At 35.0% G+C, this 20,728-nt stretch carries 19 protein-coding genes; 18 read left to right on the top strand and 1 reads right to left on the bottom strand.

Annotation, left to right across the window (positions count from 1 at the left end; genetic code table 11):
• Positions 1-29: 29 nt before the first annotated feature.
• Genes def through rpe form a run of 8 tightly spaced genes read left to right on the top strand, consistent with a single transcriptional unit; the run spans position 30 to position 7,960 of the window.
• Positions 30-506 (top strand): peptide deformylase, encoded by a 477-nt coding sequence (def, locus tag P6936_RS06705; protein ID WP_004837692.1) that lies wholly within the window; start codon positions 30-32, stop codon positions 504-506.
• Positions 499-1,437 (top strand): methionyl-tRNA formyltransferase, encoded by a 939-nt coding sequence (gene fmt / locus P6936_RS06700; RefSeq protein ID WP_276881200.1) that lies wholly within the window; start codon positions 499-501, stop codon positions 1,435-1,437. The genes def and fmt overlap by 8 nt, the downstream gene beginning before the upstream one ends.
• Positions 1,430-2,731 (top strand): 16S rRNA (cytosine(967)-C(5))-methyltransferase RsmB, encoded by a 1,302-nt coding sequence (gene rsmB, locus P6936_RS06695; protein ID WP_276881199.1) that lies wholly within the window; start codon positions 1,430-1,432, stop codon positions 2,729-2,731. Before fmt ends, rsmB begins: the two co-directional genes overlap by 8 nt.
• A complete protein-coding gene (rlmN, locus tag P6936_RS06690; protein ID WP_276881198.1) occupies positions 2,712-3,737 on the top strand; it encodes a 23S rRNA (adenine(2503)-C(2))-methyltransferase RlmN in 1,026 nt (341 codons plus the stop codon). Before rsmB ends, rlmN begins: the two co-directional genes overlap by 20 nt.
• A gap of 2 nt (positions 3,738-3,739) precedes the next feature.
• Positions 3,740-4,465: a Stp1/IreP family PP2C-type Ser/Thr phosphatase gene (locus P6936_RS06685; RefSeq protein ID WP_276881196.1), complete on the top strand. Its 726-nt coding sequence runs from the start codon at positions 3,740-3,742 to the stop codon at positions 4,463-4,465.
• An 8-nt stretch (positions 4,466-4,473) separates the two neighbouring features.
• Entirely contained in the window at positions 4,474-6,432 is a 1,959-nt protein-coding gene (gene pknB, locus P6936_RS06680) for a Stk1 family PASTA domain-containing Ser/Thr kinase (RefSeq protein WP_276862291.1), read from the top strand.
• The gene (rsgA, locus tag P6936_RS06675; RefSeq protein ID WP_276881195.1) at positions 6,429-7,301 is read left to right on the top strand and encodes a ribosome small subunit-dependent GTPase A; all 873 of its coding nucleotides are present in this window, start codon (positions 6,429-6,431) and stop codon (positions 7,299-7,301) included. The genes pknB and rsgA overlap by 4 nt, the downstream gene beginning before the upstream one ends.
• Positions 7,295-7,960 (top strand): ribulose-phosphate 3-epimerase, encoded by a 666-nt coding sequence (gene rpe, locus P6936_RS06670; protein ID WP_276881194.1) that lies wholly within the window; start codon positions 7,295-7,297, stop codon positions 7,958-7,960. Before rsgA ends, rpe begins: the two co-directional genes overlap by 7 nt.
• Before the next feature lie 126 nt (positions 7,961-8,086).
• On the opposite strand, the gene rpmB is transcribed toward rpe, so the two are convergent.
• Positions 8,087-8,275: a 50S ribosomal protein L28 gene (gene rpmB, locus P6936_RS06665; RefSeq protein WP_004837700.1), complete on the bottom strand. Its 189-nt coding sequence runs from the start codon at positions 8,273-8,275 to the stop codon at positions 8,087-8,089.
• Between the two features lie 194 nt (positions 8,276-8,469).
• On the opposite strand from rpmB, the gene murB reads away from it, so the two are divergent.
• The 10 genes from murB to P6936_RS06615 all read left to right on the top strand — a co-directional run.
• On the top strand, positions 8,470-9,372 hold the full coding sequence (murB, locus tag P6936_RS06660; protein WP_276881193.1) for a UDP-N-acetylmuramate dehydrogenase: 903 nt from the start codon (positions 8,470-8,472) through the stop codon (positions 9,370-9,372).
• A complete protein-coding gene (gene rapZ / locus P6936_RS06655) occupies positions 9,372-10,232 on the top strand; it encodes an RNase adapter RapZ (RefSeq protein ID WP_004837702.1) in 861 nt (286 codons plus the stop codon). The genes murB and rapZ overlap by 1 nt, the downstream gene beginning before the upstream one ends.
• Positions 10,214-10,936, top strand: a complete 723-nt coding sequence (locus P6936_RS06650) for a tyrosine-protein phosphatase (RefSeq protein ID WP_004837703.1) — start codon at positions 10,214-10,216, stop codon at positions 10,934-10,936. Before rapZ ends, P6936_RS06650 begins: the two co-directional genes overlap by 19 nt.
• Before the next feature lie 12 nt (positions 10,937-10,948).
• Positions 10,949-11,851 carry a DNA-binding protein WhiA gene (whiA, locus tag P6936_RS06645; RefSeq protein ID WP_060929419.1) on the top strand — a complete coding sequence of 301 codons (903 nt, stop codon included), beginning with the start codon at positions 10,949-10,951 and terminating at the stop codon, positions 11,849-11,851.
• Positions 11,852-11,863: 12 nt separating this feature from the next.
• The gene (locus tag P6936_RS06640; protein ID WP_276881192.1) at positions 11,864-15,316 is read left to right on the top strand and encodes a DNA polymerase III subunit alpha; all 3,453 of its coding nucleotides are present in this window, start codon (positions 11,864-11,866) and stop codon (positions 15,314-15,316) included.
• A gap of 9 nt (positions 15,317-15,325) precedes the next feature.
• Positions 15,326-16,285 (top strand): 6-phosphofructokinase, encoded by a 960-nt coding sequence (gene pfkA / locus P6936_RS06635; protein ID WP_276881191.1) that lies wholly within the window; start codon positions 15,326-15,328, stop codon positions 16,283-16,285.
• A gap of 8 nt (positions 16,286-16,293) precedes the next feature.
• On the top strand, positions 16,294-18,066 hold the full coding sequence (pyk, locus tag P6936_RS06630; RefSeq protein ID WP_060929422.1) for a pyruvate kinase: 1,773 nt from the start codon (positions 16,294-16,296) through the stop codon (positions 18,064-18,066).
• Positions 18,066-19,307 (top strand): 23S rRNA (uracil(1939)-C(5))-methyltransferase RlmD, encoded by a 1,242-nt coding sequence (gene rlmD / locus P6936_RS06625; protein WP_276881190.1) that lies wholly within the window; start codon positions 18,066-18,068, stop codon positions 19,305-19,307. The genes pyk and rlmD overlap by 1 nt, the downstream gene beginning before the upstream one ends.
• 230 nt (positions 19,308-19,537) lie before the next feature.
• Positions 19,538-20,311 (top strand): replication initiator protein A, encoded by a 774-nt coding sequence (locus P6936_RS06620; protein WP_276881189.1) that lies wholly within the window; start codon positions 19,538-19,540, stop codon positions 20,309-20,311.
• On the top strand, positions 20,308-20,728 hold a 421-nt coding region (locus tag P6936_RS06615), incomplete at its 3' end, for a DnaA ATPase domain-containing protein (protein WP_276881188.1). The genes P6936_RS06620 and P6936_RS06615, both read left to right, overlap by 4 nt.

The raw sequence follows: 20,728 nt of genomic DNA, 5'->3' as shown, positions 1-20,728 counted from the left end.
AAGTACAATAATTTAGATAAGGAGGAAGTATGGCAATTAGAAATATAAGAAAAGAAGGGGATCCTATTTTAAGAAAAATTTCGAGAAATGTCCCTGAAATTACTGATAGAATAAAAGTTTTGCTTGATGACATGGCTGATACCATGTATGAAGCTGATGGTGTCGGACTTGCTGCTCCTCAAGTTGGAATATTAAAAAGAATAATCGTGGTTGATCCACATGATGATAGTACAGGACTAATCAAATTAGTAAATCCCGAAATAATAGAAGAAGATGGAGAGCAAGTGGGAATCGAAGGTTGTCTTTCGATACCTAATTTTAATGCTACTGTAAAAAGACCAGAGCATGTAAAAGTAAAATATTTGAATGAAAATGGCGAGGAAAAGATTTGGGATGCCCATGGTTTTCCGGCTGAAATCTTATCTCACGAGATAGACCATCTTAATGGTATTTTGTTTAGGGATAAGGCAATAGAAGAGGTTAAATACGATACAGAAAATGATTAATATATGTTTTATGGGCAATCCAAAGTTTGCGGTGCAGACTTTGGATATTCTTTATAATGATGAAAATATAGATGTAAAACTAGTCGTAAGCTCCCCTGACAAGAAGAGAAATAGGGGAAAAGTAACACCAACTGAGATTAAAAAATATGCCCAAGAAAAAGGAATCGAAGTTGTTTGTCCAAAGACTGTAAATACCAAGGAGTTTGTAGAAAGCCTAAAAGACTTAGAGATTGACTTCATAGTAGTCGTAGCTTTTGGTCAGCTAATAGGCAAGGACTTATTAGAAGCTTATAAGGATAGGATAATCAATCTTCATCCTTCCCTTCTTCCTCTTTATAGGGGGGCAAGTCCTATGCAATTTACTCTATTAAATGGAGATAAAATAACTGCGGTAACAACCATGCTTATAGAAAAGGGTATGGATTCTGGGGATATCCTTATCCAAGAAGAAGTTGAAATAAAGGATGATGATAACTACACAAGCTTGGAAGAAAAGCTAAGTGAAATTGGCTCAAAGGCCGTAAGGGAAAGTATCCTAAATTATGATAAGCTTTACGAAAATAGGAGAAAACAAGACGCCAGCAAGGCAACTTTCTGTACAAAAATTACAAAGGAGATGGGAAAGATTGACTGGAATAAGTCATCAGCTGAAATTATAAACCAAATTCGAGCCTTTGTAGAGTATCCGACTAGCTATTTTTCCTATGAAGATAAAAACATCAAGGTCTACGATGCAGAAATTGCGACTGGCTTTGAACAAAGACCTGCCTATGTTTACGAAGCAAATGCTAAAGCAGGCATAGTAATAGGTACAAAAGATGGTGCCATAAGGCTAAAGAAAATTCAATTTCCTGGCAAAAAGGCCATGGATGTCAAGGCTTTCTTGATGGGCAATAGCTTCAAGGAAAAGATTAGTCTAGAAAATGAATGATTTAGAATTAATTTGTAATAGCCTTGTAAATATAATCTATGAAGATAAGAAAAGTAACGATGAGATTAACTACCTAGCCAAAAAAGTCCAAGGACTAGCCTATGCGACCAAGTTAATCTATGGGGTACTTGAAAATAAAATCTACCTAGATTATATGATTGGCAAATTATCGAAGGTAAAAATTAAAAAAATTCACAAAAATGTCCTAACTATTCTAGAAATGGGACTTTATAACATCCACTTCCTAGCAACTAAGGACTATGCAATAGTTGATAAACTTGTTGAATTATGCAAAAAGAAGAACAAGCGTTCGGCAAATTTTGTTAATGCTATCCTTAGAAATTTCATAAGAAATGAAGAGGACCTAGCAAAAATATATATCAATGACGATATCAAAGCCCTATCAATCAGATATTCTATGCCAGAAGAAATAAGTAGATATATTTATGAAAACTATGGCATGGCTTATACTAAAAATTTTCTAAGATATACTAATGATGAGGCCCGCCTTTCTATTAGGATAAATTCCTTAAAGACTGATAGGGAAAGCCTTAAAAAACGCCTAGAAGCTTTGGGTTATGAACTAAGTCTATCAAAAATTAGCGATAGGGCACTTATAATCCACAACCCATCTGGCCTAGCAAATAGCCTTGAGTTTAAAGAGGGGCTTTTTACCATCCAACAGGAAGCAAGTATGAAGACCGTTGAAGTTCTTAATCCTAAGAAAAATTCTAGGATTTTAGATATTTGTGCAGCCCCAGGAACAAAGACTTCCTATCTGGCTGAATATACGTCAAATACTGGTAAAATAATAGCGAACGATATTTCCGCAAACAAGCTTTGCCTTATCAAGGAAAACATCGAGCGTTTGGCTCTTACAAACATCGAGATAAAAAGCTTCGATGGAAGTGTATTTAACAAAGAATACGAAAAAAGCTTTGACTATATTCTAGTCGATGCTCCATGCTCAGGCCTTGGAGTCATGGCGAGAAAACCTGAGATAAGATACAATAGGAGTCTTGATGATATAAGGACTCTGAGCATCCTTCAAAGGGAAATTTTGGATACTTCCATAAGATATTTAAAGGATGGCGGAGAGCTTGTTTATTCTACTTGCACCCTAGGGCCAATCGAAAACCTAGATAATTTTAACTATCTAAAAGGCCATGAACAATTGGAACTTGTACAGGTAGAAGGCAAAGATTACATAGAATTTGTTTGTTTTGAAGATAAAACAGATGGATTTTTTATAAGTAAATTTAAGAAGAAAAATTATGACGAAAACACTAAATGACAAGTCTATAAAAGAAATCGAGTCTATATTTATCAAGGAAGGCTACCAGAAATTCAGGGCCAAGCAAGTCTATAGGCAAATTCATGTAAAAAGAATAAATGACTTTGATAAGATGACTGACCTATCGAAGGAAATGAGAGAAAAATTAGGGGAAAACTATGCTTTTCCAAAGATGAAATTATTAAAAGGATTTGTTTCCAAGCTTGACTCTACAAAAAAATATCTATTTTCCTTAGATGATGGAAATATTATTGAGGCAGTTTTTATGGACTATGACAAGAGAAAAACCATCTGCATATCATCTCAGGTAGGTTGTAGGATGGGTTGTAAATTTTGCGCCTCAACTAAAAATGGACTTGTAAGAAATCTTACAGCAGGAGAACTTATTGAAGAAGTATATGAGCTTGAAAGAATCAATGGAGAGATAAATAATATAGTAATCATGGGTATAGGCGAACCCCTAGATAATTATGATAATATTGTTAAGTTCATAGACCTTATAACCGATGCTGAAGGAAGAGACTTATCTCACAGATCAATTACCCTTTCAACATCAGGCCTTGCTCCAATGATTAGAAAACTTGCTGATAGTAAGCTTGATGTAAATCTTGCCCTAAGCCTTCACTATGCCAATGATAAGAAAAGGCAGAAATTTATGCCAGTTGCCAACAAATACAAGATAGAAGACTTGCTTGAAGCAACAGATTATTATTTGGCAAAGACTAAAAGGCGAGTGAGCTTTGAGTATGTTGTAATAGACGGAGTTAATAATACAGATAGTGATGTAGACAATCTTTATTCATTACTAAAAAATAAAAATGTCCACATCAACCTTATTCCCCTAAATCCCATAGAAGAGTTTGCCTATAATAGGCCAAAAAGTTCGGCTTTGACAGAATTTAGGGATAAGTTAGTTAAAAGAAAGCTTAATGCAACCATAAGAAGATCAATGGGATCGGATATTGATGCTTCTTGTGGTCAGCTTAGAAACAATTATGCGAGGTGAGCATGAAATTTAGTACAATATCGAATATTGGAAAAGTGAGGCAAGAAAACGAGGATGCCTACGCTAATACATCTCTTGGCGATTTAGACTTTTTTATTGTCGCTGATGGGATGGGAGGTCATAGCAGGGGAGAAGTTGCAAGTAAACTTGCAAGTAAATCCTATATAGACTTTGTTGAAAAAGCAAAGATAAATGACTATCCTTCACTAAGTATCCTCCAAGAAGACGCCATAAAGTATGCCAATGAGAAAATCTATTGTCTATCAGATGATAGTGAAGGGCTTAGGATGGGGACTACGGTTGTTTGCATGGTTATAGATGAAAAAAACAGAACTTATCATATAAGCCATGTCGGCGATTCTAGAATCTATATCTATCAAGATAAGAAACTAAGTTTAAAAACTCGTGATCATTCACTAATTAATGACTTAATAGATACAGGCTCTCTTACAGAAGATGAGGCTAAAAACTTTATCAATAGGTCTGCCATTACCAAGGCTGTCGGTACTGAAAAGGAGATAGAACCTGAAAGCTCTACTTTTTCTATGAAAGATGGGGATGTAATATTGATGTTTACAGATGGTCTATCAAATGAACTTAGTGATGAAGAGATAACAAAAGTTGTAGATGACAATGATGATCCTTACGAAATCTCATCAAAACTCATCGAACTAGCACTAAATAAGGGTGGTCGTGACAATATAACTGTTACAACCATTTTGATATAAGGGGTAATATGGAAAAGATAATTTTGGACAATAGGTACGAGATTATAGAGCAGATTGGTATAGGCGGCATGGCCAAGGTATATAAGGCAAAAGATAGGCTCTTGGATAGATTCGTAGCCATCAAGGTTTTAAAGGAACAATATGCTGAAGATGAGGAATTTCTAAAGAAATTCAACAATGAAGCCCAATCAGCTGCCAAACTAAATCATATAAATATTGTAAATGTTTATGATATAGGTCAAGACCTATTAGAAGGTAGAAAAATATACTATATAGTGATGGAATATGTCGAAGGAGAAACTCTCAAAGATCTTATAGATAGCGAGGGCCATCTTTCAAATCACGATATAATTGATTATTCTGTTCAAATAGCACAAGCCCTTAAATCAGCCCATGCTTCAGGCATTATCCATAGAGATATTAAGCCACAAAATATCTTGATAGATAAGTTTGGCTTAGCCAAGGTTACAGATTTTGGTATAGCAAGGGTTTCATCAAACGCAACTATAACCTACACATCATCAATTCTTGGTACAGTTCATTATATTTCACCAGAACAAGCCAAGGGCAAGATTGTCGATGAGAAAAGCGACTTGTATTCTCTAGGAGCTGTGATGTATGAAATGGCAACTGGAAAGGTGCCTTTTGATGCAGATAACTCAGTAGGAATAGCAGTTATGCACATACAAGATAAGCCAAGACCTGCCAAGGAATTAAACAATGACTTATCTGACCATCTAAATTATATAATAATGAAGCTTTTGGAAAAGGAACCAGGCAATAGGTTCTTGAACGCAACAGAACTTATTTCAAGTCTTGAAGACCAAAATTCCTTTAGCAATAATAAGGCCCTTGATGAAACAGCAAGGATACCAATAGTTGTCCCATCCAAGGAAAAGAAAAAAAAGGCAAAGGAGAAAAAACAGAAAAAAGCCAAGGCTGAAGAGGCAGTTTATGTTTCTCCAACTGATGAAAGTCCAAAGACAAAAAGCAAGTCCAAAAAAGTCAATATCTGGCCACTTGCTCTGCTTGCCTTAGTTTTAGTTACTGCAGTTTTCTATTTTATAAACAAGCCTAAGGGAGATAGCCTAGAAGTTCCAGCTGTTATAAATCTAAGTCAAGATATGGCCGTAAAGGAACTTGAGAAGAGAGGTCTCAAGGCGAATATCTCAAGGACAGAGGAAAGTGATGAATACGATAAGGGTAAGGTAATGAGTCAAGACCCTGAGGCTAACACTAAAGTAAAGGTCGGAACGACAGTAAACTTAGTAATTAGTGCAGGTAGAGAAGTCGAGGTACCCGACCTTTCCAAATTAACAGTAACAGAAGCAGAAGAAAAGCTAAAAGACATGGGACTAAGTCTTGGTAGTACAAGCACAGCATACAGTGATGATATAGAAAAAGACCTAGTAATAAGCCAAGAGCCAAGGGCAAACACTACTCTACAAGCAGGAAGCAAAGTAGACTTGGTTGTATCTGCTGGTCCTGAAAAAAAAGTTGAAAATGTAACAGTGCCAAACCTCATAGATGTAAGTGAAGACCAAGCCACTAGCCTTATTACCCAATACGGCCTAAAGCTAAGAAATCTTGACTATAAGGAAAGTGATGATGTAGAAAAGGGTCATGTCATAAGTCAATCCATAGCAGAGGGCACCGAAGTTGCCAAGGGTTCACAAATAGACATAGTTGTTAGTAGCGGTAGTAAGCAAAAAGAAGCTAGCAGGTCCAATAGGGTAAAGAACGTAGATTTAAGATTAAGTGTCGGTTCTGATAGGGATAGATTCAATGTAAAAATTTATAAGCTTGATGATAATGACAGAAGAGGAGATATCCTCTATGATCAAAATCATACAAAAGATGAGTTAAATGATCAATCAATCTTACAACTTAACTTTCAAGCTAGCCTAAATACCAAGTTTGAAGTCCTTATAGATAATGAAAGCTATGGAGTGTACACTGTAAATTGAAAAAAGGAAAGATAATAAAATCACAAAAAGAACTATATTATGTAGCTTGTGATGATAAAACATTTATGGCCAAGGCTAGGGGCAATTTTAGAGTCAAAAAAATAAAGCCCCTAGTAGGCGATAATGTTATAATAGACAACTTAACTGATGGAAAAGCCTATATAACAGATATTTGTGAGAGGAAAAATGAAATCAAAAGGCCAAATATTTCTAATATTGACCAAATACTTCTATTTGCAACTATCAAAAATCCACCGCTAAATATCTATAACTTAGATAAATATCTCGCCATGTGCGAGTACAAGCATATGGAAGTCGTAATAATCTTATCCAAAATCGATCTTTGTGATGAAAGTGAAATAGATTATTTTACAAATATCTACAAGAAGATTGGCTATAAGCTTGTTTGTATAGACAATTATGGCAATTTTCCTAAAGAGGAGATATTAGACCTATTAAAGGATAAGACTTCGGCTGTTTCAGGCGCAAGTGGAGTTGGTAAATCTACTTTTCTTAACAACTTGGTAGACCATGATGTTGAAATAGGATCTATATCTGAGAAGAGTAAGAGGGGGAAAAATACAACCCGTCATACAGAGATTTTCAAAATCGCCGATAATACCTTCCTTTTTGATACGCCAGGCTTCGATTCATTCGATATTGACTTCATAGAAGATGAAAGAGAGCTAAAGTATTTATTTAAGGAATTTAGGGATAAGGCTTGTAAGTTTAAAGATTGTAATCATATCAACGAACCTAATTGTGCTGTAAAAAGTGCTCTTGAGAAGTCTTTGATTGATGAGGGTAGATACAAAAATTACCTCATGCTTTTTGAGGAAGTAAAAAAAAGGAGAGAGAATAAATGGTAGAACTTGCACCTTCTATACTTTCTTGTGATTTTTCAAAATTGCAAGAGGATTTAGATGCTACAAAAGATACAGGACTAAAGATGATCCACATAGATGTTATGGATGGCTTATTTGTACCAAACATATCCTTTGCCTTTAAAATCATCAAGGACATTAGGGACAAAAATGATTATTTCTTCGATACACATCTTATGATAGTTGACCCTATAAGATACATAGATAGATTTGTGGAAGTTGGCTGTGATAGGCTTACCATCCATTATGAGGCTAGCGATAGTCCCCTAGAAGCTATTAAAAAGATAAAGGCTTGTGGCATTGAGGCAGGCATAAGCTTGAAACCAAAAACAGCTTGTGAGAAAATCCTTCCCCTTTTGGCATATGTGGATGCAGTCTTGGTTATGAGTGTAGAGCCAGGTTTTGGTGGACAAAGCTTTATGGAAGAAAGTCTTGATAAGGTGAAATTTTTAAGAAAGTACATAGATGAAAATAAACTTTCTTGTAAAATCGAAATAGATGGTGGGATTAAGACTGGCAATGTTAGAAAAGTAATAGCTGCCGGTTGCGATGAAATAGTCTCAGGCTCAGATATCTTTGCTAAGGAAGATATAAGGGGTCAAATCGAAAAATATTATCAAATCTTTAATGAAAACTCACATTAAGAATTAAGCCTTTTATAATAGGAAAAGTTAAAAAATCGAATTTAAACATAGAAATAGGATGGGGAAAATTCCTCATCCTTTTTAATACAAAATTATTTAATTTAAAATAAAAAAAACATTTTGCAATTATGCTTTTTCTACTTTACCGCTTTTTAGACATTTAGTACATACGTTTAATGTTTTAGGTGTTCCATCTACTAAAGCTTTTACTTTATGCACATTTGCTTTAAATGTTCTATTGATTTGTCTGTGAGAGAAAGTTACAGTCTTACCTGATTGGGTTCCCTTACCGCAGATATCACATGCTCTTGCCATTCTTACACCTCCTAGCTTTTATTCATCTTTATTATTCTACCAAAGATTAGGATAAATTACAAATATTTTTGTTAGAAATTTAAAGATTATCCTCCCTAAGAGTCAATAGAGAATCTCCATCATAGTTATATAAGCCTAATTAAGGTATAGTCCTTGTAGAAATAAAAAGATTTAAATGAATCTTAGGAGGGAATATGGACTTAAAATCTATATACGATAAGGAAAATGTGGGAGAAGTTCTCGCAGATGAAATAACCAAAGACTACACTACTTTTGGTATCGGCGGTAGGGCTGATATTTTGATTAAACCAAACAATGAAGAACAATTAAAAAATATATTAAAGATAAATCACAGAGAAAATATTAAGACGACTGTTATTGGTAGGGGATCAAATCTTTTAATCAGCGATAAGGGTATTAGGGGTTGCGTTATAGTTCTTTCCTCTAATTACGATGAAATAAAGCTTGAAGGCGATATTCTTACTGCTTATGCTGGAACAAGCCTAAATGAAGCAGCTCTTTTTGCAATTGATAAGGGACTTGCTGGCATGGAGGAGATATCCGGCATACCTGGATCTATTGGTGGAGCTGTAGCTATGAATGCAGGAGCCTACGGGGGAGAGATAAAGGATATTTGTGTAAATGTAAAGGCCTTCGATTTTTCTGGACAGGAATACAATTTTACCAATGATCAGATGAACTTTTCTTATAGACATTCTAAAATATTTGAAGAAAATCTAATAGTTTCTCAAGCAAGCTTTAAGCTAAGAGCAGGAAATAAGGAAGAGATAAGAGAAAAATATGAAGACTTCACCCACAGGAGGGTGAGCAAACAACCCCTTGATAGAAAATCTGCAGGCTCAACTTTCAAAAGACCCCAAGGTTCTTACGCTTCAAAATTAATTGATGAATGTGGATTAAGAGGCTATAGGAAGGGAGATTGTCAAGTTAGTGAAAAGCATTGTGGCTTTATCATTAATGTCGATAAGGCAACTTGTAAGGACATGCTATCCTTTATCAAAGAAGTCTCAGGAATTGTAAACGAAAAAACAGGTTTTATATTAGAAAGAGAAGTTAAACTAATAGGAGAATTTTAATGATTCTTAAAATTATCACAGGCCTTAGTGGATCAGGCAAGACTTCAGCCTTAAGGGCCTTCGAAGACATGGGATATTATGCAATGGATAATGTGCCAGCCTATCTAATAGAAAAATTTATAGAACTTAACAACAATCAGAAAAATCCAATAGAAAAGATGGCTGTGGTAATTGATTTTAGGTCATATTCTCTAACAGATGATTTATACGAATCCCTCCTTCGACTAAAAAAAGCTAATATAGATACAGAAATTATCTATATCTACTCTTCAGATGAGGCTATTTACAAAAGATACAATGAACTAAGACGTCCCCATCCCTTGGGTGAATATGGAAATGTAAGCGAGGGAATCGAAAAAGAGAAAGACTTGCTAAAACCAATTAGAAAGATCGCCGATAGATTTGTAGATACTACAAATTACAAGATAAGCGAGCTAAAAAAAGTAATAGAAGATTCAGCCTACAAGAAAGATAAGACTATAATAAATCTTATATCTTTTGGTTTCAAATATGGCCTAAGTGATAATTTTGAATTTGTATTTGATGTAAGATTTTTGCCAAATCCTTATTATATTAAGGAACTAAAGGATGAAAATGGAACTAATAAAAAACTAAAGGATTTTCTGGATGGCTTCGAGGCTTCCAAGGCCTTTGAAGATGATCTTTGTAAGCTTATTAAAAATTTGGTTCCAGAATTTTACAAACAAGGTAAGGATATTATCAATATAGCCATAGGCTGTACTGGTGGCCAACATAGGTCTGTTTATATGGTTGAAAGACTCTATGAAAGATTAAAGGATGAAGATTATATACTAGTGAAAAAACATAGAGAGAAGGATAGATGGAAGAAAAATATATGAAAAGATACCCCCTTAGGAATGTAAAGAATGTTAGAGATTTGGGAGGAGTACCCACTCTTGATGGCAAAGTTACTAAGTGGGGGAAATTTATTAGAGCTGCAAGCCTAGATGATAGCAAGGATGATGATTTGGCTTATCTTAAAAAACTTGGCGTAACAGCTATAATAGATTTAAGAAGAGAAGGGGAAATAAATCCCAAGCTTAGCTCTATCGAAAAAATCAAGGAAGAATTCGACTATTATAATATTTCCTTGGCAGGAGATAGGGAGTTTAGAAAAGAAGATATTGAAAGAATAATTAAAAAAGAAGTAAGCATAGGAAGAACCTATATAAATCTTATAGATAACTACAAGGCTATTAGACAAATCATGGAAGTCTTTGCAAATAACGATGGAGTAAGCCTCTTCCATTGCCAGGAAGGCAAGGATAGGACGGGGATAATCTCTATGATTCTTATGGGCTTATCTGATGTAGGAAGGTCAGATATCATAGCTGATTATGAAATAAGCTCAGCCCTCCTAGGTTATATAGAAAGATATGATGAAGATGATGAGCTTTCTATATTTAGGATTACCAGCCCTTACAATATGAGAGAAGCCTATGATTATATATTAAGAAAATACAAGACCTTCGATGATTATCTTCTCTACGCCAAGGTTGATAGATGCACAATTGATAAAATTAGGGAGAAATTAGCAGGATAGCTGGGGTGGAATATGTCTTTTTCCAAAAGATGTAAGAAAGAAGTGTTAAAAAAAGAACCTATATCTACTTTAGGAGAGTTGCTTTCTATAATTCATTTTATAGGATCAATTAGGATAAATAGGGGAGCCTATAATGTCAAATTCGAAACTGACTCAAACTCCAATGCTAGATATATTTACAATCTAATCAAGGATCTCTACGATTACTCACCAACTTTCGAAATTTTCGATAAATCCTATAAGGATAAAGAGAGAATCTTTACGGTTCTTGTTGAAGATAACGAAATATCTGAAGATTTGATAGAAAAAAAGAGTGAGGGTTTCATAGACAATTTTTCTGATATAGAAGATGTATCCCTTGATGATATCAAATCTTTTTTAAAGATTGCCTTTATCTATAAGGGCTCTATTAACGACCCCCAAAGAGGCTACAATCTTGAAATTATAGCAAGGGAAGAAAAGGAACTTAGGCTTATAAAAGAATCTATGGATACCTTCGACCTTAATGCAAAAATCAATGATAGGGGAGATTATTATATTGTCTATATCAAGGATTCTGATAAGATTTCTGATTTTTTGGCTATAATTGGAGCCAATAGATCCCTTTTTGAATTAGAAAATGTAAGGGCGATGAAGTCTATAAGAAATAATATTAATAGGCAAACCAACTTTGATAAGGCAAATATAGACAGGACTGTCAAGGCTTCTTTAAGGCAAGTTGATGCTATAAAGCTTGTTATAGAAAGTGATAAATACGAAAAGCTTTCATCTGAAATGAAAGAGATAGCTAGCCTTCGCTTGGAAAATCCTTATTTATCCATAGAAGAGCTGGGAGAGATGATGGATCCTCCTATGACTAAGGCTAAGGTGAATTATAGATTGCAAAAATTTATAAAGCTTTCTGAAGAACTGTAGGAAGGATGGGAAATGACAGGGAATTTTACTCATTTGCATGTACATACTGAATATTCACTTCTTGATGGTTTCTCAAGAATCGACCTCCTCCTAGATAGGGCAAAGGAATTGGGAATGGAGTCAATTGCCATTACCGATCATGGGTCTATGTATGGGGCTATAGAATTTTATAAGCAAGCCAAAAAACGTGATATTAAGCCTATAATTGGTTGCGAAGTCTATGTCAGCGAAAAAGATCACAAGATAAAAGATTCTACAAACAGGAGATACTACCATCTGATTCTTTTAGCTAAGAGTAAAGAAGGCTACAAAAATCTCATAAAAATTGTATCAGAAGCCTATGTCAATGGTTTTTACTATAAACCTAGGGTATCTTTTGATTTCATCAAAAAACATGCAGGAGATATTATAGCCCTATCAGCCTGCCTAAATGGAGAAGTTAACCAAAAAATCCTAGAAAATGATTATGAGGGAGCAAAGAAGGCTGCACTTAATTATGAAGAAGCCTTTGGCAAGGGAAACTACTTCCTAGAGCTTCAAAATCATGGCATAAAGGAAGAAAGTTTGGTAAATGCCAAGCTTAACAGAATCCACCAAGAAACAGCAATCCCCCTAGTTGCTACAAATGATGTTCATTATGTAAATAAAGAAGACTTCTACTATCAAGATGTCCTCTTGTGCATCCAGACTGGAAAATTAATCAAGGATGAGGATAGGATGAGGATGCCGTCAAGCGAGTTTTATCTAAAATCTTATGAAGAAATGGAAGAGATTTTTGCTGGTTATGAGGACGCCTTGACCAATACTAAGCTTATTGCTGATCAATGTAAGCTTGAATTTACTTTCCATGAGCCTCACTTGCCTTACTTTAGTAAAGTTGAGGATGGCCTTAGCAATTTAGAATATCTCAAAAAATTAGTTGACCAGGGTCTTATCAAAAAATATGGAAAAATTGATGAGGAGATAAGGTCAAGGGCAGATATGGAAATAAATGTAATCTCCTCCATGGGTTATGTAGATTATTTCCTCATAGTTTGGGACTTTGTAAGATATGCTAGGGATAATGATATAGCAGTTGGCCCTGGAAGGGGCTCTGCGGCAGGCTCCATTGTATCCTACGCCCTAGACATTACCCAAATTGATCCTATCAAATACAATTTGATTTTCGAGAGATTCTTAAATCCCGAGAGAGTTTCCATGCCTGATATAGATATTGACTTTGACTATGTTCTTCGTGATAGGGTGGTCGATTATGTTAATGACGTGTATGGCAGAGATCATGTTTCACAAATTATCACCTTTGGTAGGATGCAGGCGAGAAATGCTATAAGAGATGTAGGTAGGGTCTTAGATATAAGTTATGCTAAGGTAGATAAGATAGCAAAACTCATCCCTTCTACTCTAGGTATGACTATAGATAAGGCCTTTGAAGCATCTAGCAAATTCAAGGAAATATATGAAAGTGATCTTGAAGGCAAGAGATTAATTGATACAGCAAGAAAGCTAGAAGGCCTTCCTCGCCATACCTCTATACATGCGGCAGGAGTTGTAATATCTAAGGAAGCTCTAACAGATATAATCCCCCTTGCCTTATCTAATGATCAATTGGTAACCCAATTCGATATGACAGAAATTGAGGAGTTGGGCCTACTAAAGATGGACTTTTTGGGTCTAAGAAACCTCACTGTCATAAAAAATACCATCAAGGACGTAAAGAAAAATCGTGGTATTGACGTTGATTTAGGAAAAATTGACGTAAATGACAAAAAAGTAATCGAGCAGTTTAACAAGGCAAAAACAATAGGAATCTTCCAATTTGAATCGGCAGGAATGAGAAATTTCTTAAAAAATCTTAGACCTACAGTTTTTGATGATCTAATAGCTGCAAACTCACTTTTTAGGCCGGGACCTATGGATGAGATACCCAAATATATCCACAACAAGAACAATCCAAAGGACGTTAGTTTTATTACCCCTGCCTTAAAGCCAATCCTTGATCTTACCTATGGGATAATAGTTTACCAAGAGCAAGTAATGCAAATTGTACAAAAACTTGCTGGCTATTCTCTAGGGGAAGCTGATAATCTAAGACGAGCCATGTCTAAGAAGAAGATGGCAGTCATGGAAGAAAATAGGGAAATATTTATCCATGGTAGGCTTGATGAAAAAGGCGAGGTTGAGATAGCTGGATGCGTAAGAAATGGGGTTGATGAGCTTTCCGCTAATCAAATTTACGACGAAATGATTTCTTTCGCCAAATATGCCTTTAACAAGTCCCACTCGGCAGCCTATTCCCTGGTAGCCGTACAAACTGCCTACCTAAAGCACTATTATCCAGAAGAATACATGGCTAATCTTATTTCTTCTGTAATGGATCAATCAACTAAGCTTTATCTTTATGTTAACGAAACTAAGGCCCTGGGCATAGAAGTTTTGCCACCTGATGTAAATAAGTCCTTGGCAGAGTTTAGGGTTGAGGAGGGAAGAATTATTTTTGGTCTTTCAGCCATCAAAAATCTCGGTATAAATATGATTTCTGCCATAGTAAGGGCGAGAGATAAGGGAGGAAAATTTGAAAACTTCAAAGATTTTCTCCAAAGAGTGGATGAAGTTGACCAAAGAGCCCTTAATAAGAAGGGGATAGAATCCCTTATTAAGGCAGGGGCCTTCGATAGGATGGGCTACAATAGGTCTTCGCTAATGGCAATATATGAGAAGGCCATGGCTAGTGTTTCAGAAAATAGAAAAGTAAACTTAAAAGGCCAGCTCAATCTCTTGGATGATTTTTCAAGCGAAAGCAAGAAAAGTGATGATGTTAAAATCCAAAATATTAATGAATATCCTAAAAAGACCAAACTAAAGCTAGAGAAGGAAGTCCTTGGCTTTTATATTTCTGACCACCCACTTTCTGATTTAGCTGATAGGTTGAATGATTTTGTGAATTTCACAAGTGATTATAAGGATAATCTTAGTGATTTGGAGATTCAAATGTTAGATAAGAAATTCGTCTCTATGGCAGGTGTAATCACCAACAAAAGCGAGATTATGACCAAGAAAAAACAACTAATGTGCTTTGCCAACCTTGAAGATATGTATGGGTCAATAGAGATGGTGATTTTCCCAGAAACATATAAAAAATATAGAAATGTCATTGATGAAGACAGCGCTGTCCTAGTTAAGGGAAATTTACAAATTGATGAAAGGGATGTAAAATTATTAACATCTGAATTTATTGATATTAATCAAATAAATTTGAAGACTTTATACTTAAAAACTAAATACTTAAGGTATAATGATTTAAGAAACATTCTAGTACGCTACAAGGGCGATACGCCAGTTGTGATTTATTTTTCGGATAAGAAGAAAAGCGTAAAGCTCGATAAGAAATTATGGTTTGATATTAATGAAAAAAGCATTAAAGTATTAGAAGAGTTTTTAGGAATAGAAAATGTTAAGATAAGTTAAGGAGTTTTTATGAAAACTATAGGAATACTAACAAGCGGAGGCGATGCTCCAGGCATGAACTCTGCTATAAGAGCGGCAGTAAGAACTGCTCTAAATAGTGGTATGCGTATCAAAGGCATAAGAAATGGTTATGATGGACTTATGCAAGGAGATATTTACGAGATGAATGTTTCTTCAGTTGCTGATATTATCCATAAGGGTGGTACTATACTTGGAACTGCAAGAAGCTTAGAGTTCCAAACACCAGAAGGACAAAAAAGAGGAGCCCAAATTCTAAGTGATTATGGAATAGAAGGCTTGATTGTTATTGGTGGAGATGGATCCTTTAAGGGAGCTAAGGCCCTATCTGATTTAGGTATAAACACAATTGGCATACCTGGAACAATAGATAATGATATGGGCTATACAGACTTTACCGTAGGATTTTTCACAGCCATAGAAACTGTAATTGATGCTATTGGAAAATTAAGAGATACATCCAGCTCTCACGGTAGGGCAGTTGTAATAGAAGTTATGGGACGTAATTGTGGAGATCTTGCTTTATATTCAGGTCTTGCTGGTGGAGCAGAATCTATTATAGTTCCAGAGCACAACTTCTCAATCAATGAAATAATTGATAAGATGGAACATGGTAGAAAAAGAGGAAAATTACACCACCTTATAACTCTCGCTGAAGGAGTTGGCGATCCATATTCTCTAGCAAAAGAGCTTGAAGAAAAAACTGGAATCGAAACCAAGGTAACAATCCTAGGCCATGTCCAAAGGGGTGGCTCACCTTCTGCTGTTGATAGACTCTTAGGATCTGCAATGGGATCTAGGGCTGTTAATTTGCTTAGTGAAGGCAAGACAAATCTTGCCATCGGTTATGTAAATGGAAATATTATAGAAGTTAGTATAGATGAAGCAGTAAGCAAGAAATCAGAATTTGATGAAAATCTATATGATCTTGCAAATTCTTTATCAAGATAGGAGTAATGATGAAAACAGAAATTTTAAAAAAGACCAAAATTGTATGTACAATCGGACCAGCTAGTGAAAGTCAAGAAGTTCTTGAAGAATTAATCAACAACGGCATGAACGTTGCAAGACTTAACTTCTCCCACGGAACTCACGAAGAACACCTAGCAAAGATTAAGACAATTAGAAGAATCAGAAGAAAACTAAACAAACCTATAGCTATCATGCTTGATACTAAGGGACCAGAAATTAGAACAGGTAACTTCAAAGTTAAAGAAATCTTCCTAAAACCAGGTGACATCTTCACCCTAACAACTAGAGATGTTGAGGGAGATCAATCAATTGTATCTGTTTCTTACGAAGGCCTTCCAAAAGATGTGGCAGTTGGTAGCGAAATTTATATAGATGATGGACTCGTTCAATTAGAAGTTCTTGAAATAAAAGACGGAACAGACGTTGTATGTAAGGCTCTCAACAATGGTATTCTATCAAACCACAAGGGAGTTAACCTTCCAGGATCAAAGACCAATCTTCCAGCAATAACACCAAAAGACGTAGATGACATCAAATTCGGTATAGAAAATGACATTGATATCATCGCTGCATCCTTTGTTCGTAAAAAAGAAGACGTATATGATATAAGAAAAGTTCTAGAAGACCATGGTGGAGAACACATCAAGATTATTTCTAAAATAGAATCTCAAGAAGGTGTTGATAACGTAGATGAAATCATTGAAGCAAGTGATGGAATAATGGTTGCTAGAGGAGACTTGGGAGTAGAAATTAGAACTGAATTAATACCATTAGTTCAAAAAGAAATCATCAGAAAATGTAATGATGCTGCAAAACCAGTAATTACTGCTACCCAAATGCTTGACTCTATGATTAGAAACCCAAGACCAACTAGGGCTGAAACAACTGACGTTGCCAATGCCATCATAGATGGTACTGACTGTGTAATGCTTTCAGGAGAAACAGCAGGCGGAAAATATCCAGTAGAAGCAGTAAAAACTATGAGAAACATCTGTATAACAACAGAGCTTTCAGATGACTTCTACCAAAATGTCTATGACGTTAAAATTCATTCTGCAAACACTACTACAAACTCAATCGCAAGATCAACCAAAAACATCGCAGAAGAGCTTAACGCCAAGGCAATTATCTCTTGTACAGCAAGTGGTAACACATCAAGAATTATATCTAAATTCAAGCCAAAAACTAACATAGTTGCAGCAACAGTAACAGATAGGGTTGCAAGACAACTATCAATAGTTTGGGGTGTATATCCAATAGTAATCCAAGAAGCTAAAGAAACAGATGAGCTAATCGAAAGAGCCATAGTAGGGGCCCTTGCCGAAGGATATGTAGAAGAAGGAGATCTCACAGTAGTAACTGCAGGAATACCTCTAGGAGTATCTGGAACAAGTAACCTAATCAAAGTTCACGTAATAGGAGATATCCTAACAAGCGGTACAGGAATCGGAAGCAAGTCTGTATCTGGAAAAGTCGTAATAGGCTCAACCAAAAAAGAACTTGAAGGCAAATTTGAAGAAGGCGACATCATAGTAGCTAAATTCACCGATGCAGATATCACGGAATATATAGAAAAAGCCTCAGCTATAGTAACAGAAACTGGTGGACTAACAAGCCACACAGCAGTAGCAGCAGTTCACTTTGGAATACCAGCAGTAGTGGGTGCTGTAAACATAATAAACCTAGTAGAAGCAGGTGAAACAATAACAGTCGATCCAATCGGCGGAGTAATATACAAAGGAGAAACAAAAGTTATCTAATGATCGTAAAAGACATAAAGATAATTGATATCCTACAAGATGGCAGAGGAGTTGGAAAAGCGGAATCGAAAGTCTATTTCATAGACGGGGCAAGCTATGGTGAAACTTGCGATATAGAAATATCTAAGGAAAATAAAAACTTCATAGAAGCCAAAAAGCTAAAAACAACCCAAAAAAGCTGTCATTACACACAACCTCCATGTCCATATTATTATGAATGTGGAGGTTGTACTATTATGGACATCAATTACCAACAACAACTAAAACTAAAAACAAATCTAATAAAAAATGCCATCAAGAAAACGTGCAAGATTGATCTTGACGAAATCGAAATAATTCCTAGCAGACAACTAAATTACAGAAATAAAATAAGACTACAAGTAGACGAAAATGGAAATCTAGCCTATAACAAAAAAGCATCAAATGACCTAGTAGCCATAGAAGATTGCCTCCTTGCTAACGAACACATAAGAAAAAACCTACCACAAATACAAAAAATCAGCCAAGATATAAACAAAAAATATGGGAAAATAATCAAGGAAATCAGCATAAGAAGCAATGGCGAAAAAATCCTCCTTAACATCTACACAAAAGACGAAAAAAACCTATACAATTACCTAAAAGATAAGAATAAAGACTTTAACATCAATCTAACAAACAAAAAATCCACCCTAACAATAGGAGACGATTATCTTATCCACAGAGTAAAAGATAAAAAATTTAAAATATCAAAAGACGACTTCTTTCAAGTAAATGACAGTCAAATAGAAAATCTTTACTCTGAAGCCAGCCAATATTTAGAAAAGGACAAAAAACTCCTAGACCTCTTTTGTGGATCAGGCATATCATCCATGGCCCTTGCAAATGATCACATAGTTGGAATAGAAATCAACAAAAGCGCCATAAAAGATGCCATAGAAAACGCCGAGGCAAATGGGCTAAAAGACTATAAATTCATAGCCAAAAACGCCAACTACATAGATCAAAAATTCATCAAAAAAGAAAAAATAGGCTCAGTAACCATAGACCCACCAAGAGCTGGCCTAGACAAAGAAATAATAAAAACCCTAGCCAAAACACAAATAGAAAACATAATCTACATCTCCTGCAACCCCCAAACACTAGCCCGAGACATCAAAAGATTTATGGATAAAGGCTACGAACTTAAAAAAATAAAAGCAGTAGATATGTTTGCTCAATCTATGCATGTGGAGACTATAGCGTTGATACAAAAGATATAAATTTAGAAATCCTGCATTTTAAGCAGTTTTATAAGCATTTTGTCTTCGATAAAGATGAAGAAGGATACATCAAAAAGACCCAAAAAAACTACATGGACGTAAGAGTAGTTTTGCAACTGGTATGAGGAGACACAAAGAAAAATATAATAAGATAAAACCCATTTTATACTTTCTACAAGAGTAGCTTAAATAAGGCTGCTCTTTTTTTATTTCAAAGAAAGGAGGCAGGAATGAATTTTGATTATTTTTATAATAGGCAATCTGAGATGTATAACTTCATTAGGTTACCTATGGTATTAATGGAAGATGAGATTTTTGAGAGCATTTCTATTGAAGCAAAAGTTTTGTATTCATATATGCTTAATCGAATGGGTCTTTCATATAAAAATGGCTGGATAGATGAAGATGGAAAAGTCTTTATTTACTACACAATGGATGCTATTAAAGAGCAATTTAACTGTGCTAATGATAAAGCCTTAAAGATTATAAATGAGCTTGATACAAAATCAGGAATTGGATTGATAGAAAAGAAAAGACAAGGACTTGGAAAACCAAATAGGATATATGTTAAAGATTTTATGAGTGTTTTCTCCGATTCAAATAATAGAAGTCCAGATTTCCGAAAATCAGAAGTCCAGACTTCCGAAAATCGGAATTCAAGAACTCCGAATAACAGACTTCAAGATTTCCGAAAATCGGAAGGTAACTATAACAATATTAGTAATAATGAGTTAAGAAATAATGATTTTAGTAAAGGGCAAAAACCTTATGGAATATATAAAAATATATTTTTGACTGATGAAGAATACAAGGACTTAACAAATGAGTTAGGAAGTAGAATTAATGAATACATTGATAGGTTGTCGTCATATATGAAAGCAAATAACAGAGTGTATCAAGATCACAAGGCAACGATAATCAATTGGTATCTTAATGATCAGGCAAAAAACATTAATGATAATACAACAAGGAAAATGAATTACGATATAGGAGAGAGTTTATGAAAAGCTTAAAAGATTTTGTATTAAGAGAAAATGATATTGAAAGAAATGGACATATTTATTGTAAGGTATGTGATAAAAGAGTCGATGGAGAATTACTTGACCTTGGATTTACAAAGTTTATTCCAAGAATTAAATGTGAATGTGAAATAAAGAGAGACAATGAAAATGAAGAAAGAGAAAGACTGATGAAAATATCTTCATTGAAAAGAGATTGCTTCTCATCGCCACTCCAGCACCAATATACTTTTGAGAAATTCTTAAATGAAAAAGGTCAAGCTTACAAGGTTGCTTACAACTATGCCAAAAGCTTTGAACAAATGAAAAAAGACAATGTTGGACTGTTATTTTATGGAGATGTTGGTAGTGGAAAGACTTATCTTGCTTGTTCTATTGCAAATGAATTAATTGAAAGAGAAC

This window comes from Anaerococcus tetradius (genome assembly GCF_947087635.1).
Classification (GTDB): domain Bacteria; phylum Bacillota; class Clostridia; order Tissierellales; family Peptoniphilaceae; genus Anaerococcus; species Anaerococcus tetradius.
Note: the sequence above shows the minus strand (reverse complement) of the source record. Positions and strands in the feature narration are given on the sequence as shown.